Below are 4,931 nucleotides of genomic sequence, written 5' to 3'. Positions count from 1 at the left end.
TGTGCCCTGGTTCTGCGACGACGTCGTGGGCGACTGCGTCGTCGACGGCTGACCAGTCCCTTGGCCCGCACCTTGGTTCTGCGACGACGTAGTCGGCGACTGCGTCGTCGACGGCTGACCCGTCCCCTGATTCTGCGACGACGTGGTCGGCGACTGCGTCGTCGGCGACTGCGTCGTCGACGGCTGACCAGTCCCCTGATTCTGCGACGACGTGGCAGGCGACGACGTGGCAGGCGACGACGTGGCAGGCGACGACGTGGCAGGCGACGACGTGGTCGGCGACTGCGTGGTCGACGGCTGACCCGTGCCCTGGTTCTGCGACGACGTCGTCGGCGACTCCGTCGTCGACGGCTGACCCGTGCCCTGGTTCTGCGACGACGTCGTCGGCGACTCCGTCGTCGACGGCTGACCCGTGCCCTGGTTGGTGGTCGGATCGGACGTCGTGTTCACCGGAGTGGTGCCGAAGCCGGAGCCGATCTCCCGATTGCCACTGGTGATCGGGACGGTGGTTTGCGACGGGTTCGTGGTCAGGGACGGCAGGTTGGTCAGGTTCCCCGCGTTCAACGGCTGGATGTCCAGCGGCTGGATGTTCGGAATGCTCGAGCCGGGGCTGCCGCCGCCGCCGCGGCGGCCACCGCCTTCGAAGGCGCCGAACATGCCGTCGGTGAAGCTGCCGTCATCGGTGCCCATGGCGACGTTCGTGAGCGGGTTGCTGGCCCCCGCCGCCACGATCTGCATGCCGGAGTTCGCCAGGGTTCCGAAGAGCCTCGACTTGAGGCTTCCGTCGGAGAGGCCGCCGAGCTTGCCGAACGTCTTGCCGATGCCCGATCCGAGACCGCTGAGGGCGCCGCCGAGGGCGCCGCCGACCAGCGACCCCTTCAGTGAATTCAGGTCGAAGCCGTCGCGCTTGCCCGCCGCGACCTGACCGGCCTGGATGCCGCCGTCGAGGGCTCCCATGAAGCCCGCGCCGAAGAGTGCGTTGGTGGCGACCTTGGTCACGACCGTCTTCGCGATCTGCACGAGCCCGGCTCGCGCCATGTTCTGCACCAGCTGCCGCAGCAGAACGCCGATGCCCACACGTGCGGCGGCGATGACACCCGGGATGAAAGGGGCGCCGAAGATCGAGATGGTCAACTCGAGGATTGTGGCCGCCAGAATTCCCAACATCGCGATGATCATGATCTTGGTCTTCTGGATGTCGGCGGCCGCGTTCGTCAGCGACTTGGCCAGCTCGTGCGCGGCTTCCTCCATTTTGCCGGCACTGTCGACGAATGTGGTCTTCAGCATGCCGGCGGCCGCGGTTCCGGTCTCGCCCACCAGTGCTTCTTGGATGGAGTTCGCCTCGGAGGTGAGTTCCGAGGCGAGCTGCTCGAGTGCTCCGGCGAATTCCTCCCAGGCATCCGCCAGGTCCCACAGCTCGTTTTCGTCGCCCTCCGGCCAGGGCATGCCAACGGTGATCTTCAGCAAAGTCTGAAGAGCACCTGGCAAATGGGTCGTCATGACACCTTACCCTGACCGGAATGGACTACGTTTTACAGATTGTTGGCGTTGTTCTGGTCGGTTTCCTGCAGAAACAATACTCCGCGGTCGAGCAGAGAAGAGAAGCTCGTCAAGCTCGTGACGACGTCGTTCCCATTTTGGAGCATCGTCTTCTGGGCGGGCGTGTAGTTCTTGGCGAAGGACTGGCCGAATTCGTCATTGCCCCAGCACCCGTCGTGTTGCTGACATTTCGCGATCAACGCCTGCAGCTTCTCCGAGAAGTTGTCCTTGGTCGAGCAAACCTGCTTGTTGACAGATCGCACGTCGTCCGGGTCGAAACTGAGTTCCCTAGTCATGGCGGCTACCTCCCTGCGAGTTCTTCGGCGAACGGCCAAGAATTCCCTCGCCGACGCCATCACCGATAAAAGGTTCCACGAGCTTCTGGAAGACGTCCTCGGAATCCAGTTTCCCGTTGGCCAGGTCGGCGAAGCTGATACCGGGGAGGAAGTCGTCCCCCATCGCTTCGCTCATTTTCCGCACGCATTCGGCGCGCCCGGAGCGAATCGTCTCGAGCAGCACGTGGGCGAGCTCCGTCGGAGCCATGCTGCGGTACTTCGTGCCGTGGAACGTGATCGCGGTGATCTCACCGCGGCCGTCGAGGTCGATCGACAGCGACCGGTCCTTGGACCGCATCGTCGTCGACGCTTCGGCGATCGCGCCGTTCACGTCGGCGATCCTGCGGTGTTCGCGTTCGAAGTCGGCCAATGCCGCCTCCGCGGCCTCGTTCACCGACCTGTACTCAGCGCTCCAGTCCTTCATCGCACTTCCTTTCCGTGGCCGGTGGCACACGTGCCGCCGTTGAAGCCCGGCACCTGGTCCGCGCCATCACGTCCGAGCCGGGTGACCGCCTGGTGGGTGTTGGCCCAGTCGCTGGTGTCCGCCCGCAACCACACCTCCGGGCCTCGGGCCATCGGCGCCGGCGGGGCGAGACCGGCGCCGAGAGCCGAACCGAGCGGCGGACGCACCGCGTTCGCCGCCGGTCCGGCGCCAGGTGCGAGGCCCGCGTTCGCCGCCATGGCGAAGGGATTCGGCTGCGGCCCCGACGTGGCGGGCACCGCAGGCGGGGAGGACGGGCCGGGAGGTGGTGCGGCTGCCGGAACTGCGGCTGCCGGAGCCGAGGGTGCCGCGCCCGCGAGTGCCGGTGCGGCAGGTGCCGGTACGGCAGGCGCAGGAGACATCGGTGCGGGCGGCGCGGTGCTGGTCAACGTGATCTGCGGTTTCGCACCCAACGCCTGCGCGGCCACCGGGGCGGCGGACGTGACCGGCTGCTCCGCGAGCGGCGCGGACTCCAGGTTCGCCGGAGCCTTCACCTCGGCGGTGAGCTGCGTGGCCATGCCGTCGAGCCCCGCGTGGAGGTGCGTCAGCTCGAGGTGCTTGCGACCACCAGCACCCTTGCCCTCCTCAGTGGACGGTGCCGCACCCAGGCCCTTGCCATGAGCCCCCAGCACGACGGCAGCGGGGTCAACGGGGTCGGCCAAGCCCGAGAAACCGTTGAACGACTGGGCCTTCTGGACGGGAACGGTGGGGGCTGACCGCGTCGCCAACGTCGCGAACCGGCCGAACGCCGCCTGCTGCTCGGGTCGCGCCGGTTCGTCGGCGGCGTCCAGCGGAGCGAAGAGCGCCGTCGACCCACCTCCGCCCGTGAACGAGCGTGCATGTGCCGGCTGCGAACGGGTGGAGGTGGCCATGACGCGCGAACCGGCTGCTCCCACACCAGCGGTCGGCTGCCGCAGCGGAGGCACCACCACCAGCTGACCCGTGACGGTGTGCTTCGGAAGCTCCGGCATCTCACCACCGATCTGCAGGTACGAGGTGGACAGCTCACCGAGGATCCTGCGCGCCTGACTGTCGCGATCGGACAGAGCCTTCAGGTCGGCCTGGTCCACCGCGCCGACGTGGGGCTTGACCGGCATGTGGCGCAGGGCGAGCAGGCGCTGCCGACTGTCCACAATGGCGTCTCCCGTTCGACGAAGAAGCCGCGGATACGCCGGCAGATCCGCCAGCAGCCCCTCCACCTGCCGGACCAGCGCCTCGATGCGGACGAACCGGTCGCTCACACCGTTGGACCAGCCTTCCTCGAGCTGCCGCCGTTGCTTGGCGAGCAGCCTCTTGGCCTCGTCCAGCACCTCCGAGGCCTGCTCGAAAGCCTTCGCCTGTGCGTAGAAGCTCTCCGGGTCCGCGGCGAGAACGCGATCGAGGACCTCGTCGAAGGTCAGCCGATCCTCTTGGGTAGTTGCCATCGCTCAGCTCCGTCCGATGGTGGGAGACGACACTCCGGTCTCGTCTTCTTCCCAGTCCTTGTCGTCGCCCTGCAGCCAGGTCGTCCGATCCCGTTCCTTCTGCTGGCCCGCACTGGCGCCGCCCGCACCCGCGCCGCCCATCGGGGGCATCATCGGCGCGCCGTTCTCACCGATCCCGCCAACGGCAGCGCGACCGGGAACCACCGGTCCACCGGTGGTCGTCAGGCCGCGGCCAGGCGTGCTGAAGCCCTGTTCGCGAGGAGAGAGGGAGCCTTCCGACGAGAGGCTGACTCCGGGCGGGGTCACCTTGCCTCCGGTGTAGCCGCCGCCAGAACCGCCGCCGCCGAGGAAGCTGGAGAGCGACGACGACGGCTTCGACGTGCCGAGGGTGGCTTCGTACGGCTTGAGCGTGTCCGTTTTCGGCGCGTGATCGGGCAGGCCGGGAATGCCACCCGTCAGGTTTCTGCGGGCTTCGTCGGCGACCTGCCGCGCGTGCGCTTCAGCGTTGCGCTGAGCCTGCTCGGCGGCTTGTTGCGCGGCAGTGTTCGTGTGGCCGGCAGTGTTCGTGTGCCCGGCGCCGTGGCCGCTGCCACTGCCGGTACCACCGCTGCCGCTGCCGCCGCCGCCGCCGCCGAGCTTGCCCAACTCGGCCTTGGCGGCCTCCGCCGAAGCCCGAGCCTGCTGCCTCGCCGCGTCGGCCTCTGCCTGACGTTGCGCCTGTTGCTGCTGCTCAGCGCTGTCCGTGTGGCCAGCATTGCCAGCGCCGCCGCCACCAGCACCGCCACCGGCGCCGCCACCACTACCGGCGCCACCGATACCGGCGCCGCCATCAGCACCGCCACCGCCACCGGCGCCGCCATCAGCACCGCCACCGCCACCGGCGCCGCCATCAGCACCGCCGCCGCCGCTCAGGCTCGCCATCGCGGCCTTCGCCTGGCCAGCCGCGGCCTGGGCCTGCTGCCTCGCCGCGTCAGCCTGTGCCTGGCGTTGCGCCTGTTGCTGCTGCTCGGCGCTGTTCGTGTTGTCAGCACCGCCACCACCAGCGCCGCCGCCAGCATCACCACCGCCACCAGCACCGCCACCAGCACCGCCGCCTGCACCGCCGCCACCTGCCAACGCAGCCTTCGCCGCATCAGCCGTGCCCTTGGCCGC

6 protein-coding genes are annotated in these 4,931 nt (G+C 68.7%); 1 reads left to right on the top strand and 5 read right to left on the bottom strand.

Features of this window, described 5'->3' with window-relative positions; translation table 11 throughout:
- The 5 genes from SK571_RS45930 to SK571_RS45910 all read right to left on the bottom strand — a co-directional run.
- Positions 1 to 1,500: WXG100-like domain-containing protein (locus SK571_RS45930; protein WP_319990396.1), on the bottom strand; the 1,500-nt coding region annotated here is incomplete at its 3' end.
- A gap of 32 nt (positions 1,501 to 1,532) precedes the next feature.
- Positions 1,533 to 1,835: a WXG100 family type VII secretion target gene (locus tag SK571_RS45925; RefSeq protein WP_319990395.1), complete on the bottom strand. Its 303-nt coding sequence runs from the start codon at positions 1,833 to 1,835 to the stop codon at positions 1,533 to 1,535.
- A complete protein-coding gene (locus SK571_RS45920; RefSeq protein ID WP_319990394.1) occupies positions 1,828 to 2,298 on the bottom strand; it encodes a YbaB/EbfC family DNA-binding protein in 471 nt (156 codons plus the stop codon). The genes SK571_RS45925 and SK571_RS45920 overlap by 8 nt, the downstream gene beginning before the upstream one ends.
- The gene (locus SK571_RS45915; RefSeq protein WP_319990393.1) at positions 2,295 to 3,779 is read right to left on the bottom strand and encodes a hypothetical protein; all 1,485 of its coding nucleotides are present in this window, start codon (positions 3,777 to 3,779) and stop codon (positions 2,295 to 2,297) included. Before SK571_RS45915 ends, SK571_RS45920 begins: the two co-directional genes overlap by 4 nt.
- A gap of 3 nt (positions 3,780 to 3,782) precedes the next feature.
- A complete protein-coding gene (locus SK571_RS45910) occupies positions 3,783 to 4,424 on the bottom strand; it encodes a hypothetical protein (RefSeq protein ID WP_319990392.1) in 642 nt (213 codons plus the stop codon).
- 75 nt (positions 4,425 to 4,499) lie between these two features.
- Between SK571_RS45910 and SK571_RS45905 the strand changes: the two genes are divergently transcribed.
- A partial coding sequence (locus SK571_RS45905; RefSeq protein ID WP_319990391.1) for a hypothetical protein occupies positions 4,500 to 4,931 on the top strand: 432 nt, incomplete at its 3' end.

Origin of the sequence: Lentzea kristufekii (assembly GCF_033949925.1) — a bacterium.
Taxonomy (GTDB): Bacteria; Actinomycetota; Actinomycetes; order Mycobacteriales; family Pseudonocardiaceae; genus Lentzea; species Lentzea kristufekii.
This window is presented reverse-complemented; position numbering and strand designations above follow the sequence as displayed.

Excerpts from the sequence above, each read along its gene's own strand:
- SK571_RS45925 (WP_319990395.1), bottom strand. The coding sequence starts at position 1,835 with ATGACTAGGGAACTCAGTTTCGACCCGGACGACGTGCGATCTGTCAAC.
- SK571_RS45915 (WP_319990393.1), bottom strand. The coding sequence starts at position 3,779 with ATGGCAACTACCCAAGAGGATCGGCTGACCTTCGACGAGGTCCTCGAT.
- SK571_RS45920 (WP_319990394.1), bottom strand. The coding sequence starts at position 2,298 with ATGAAGGACTGGAGCGCTGAGTACAGGTCGGTGAACGAGGCCGCGGAG.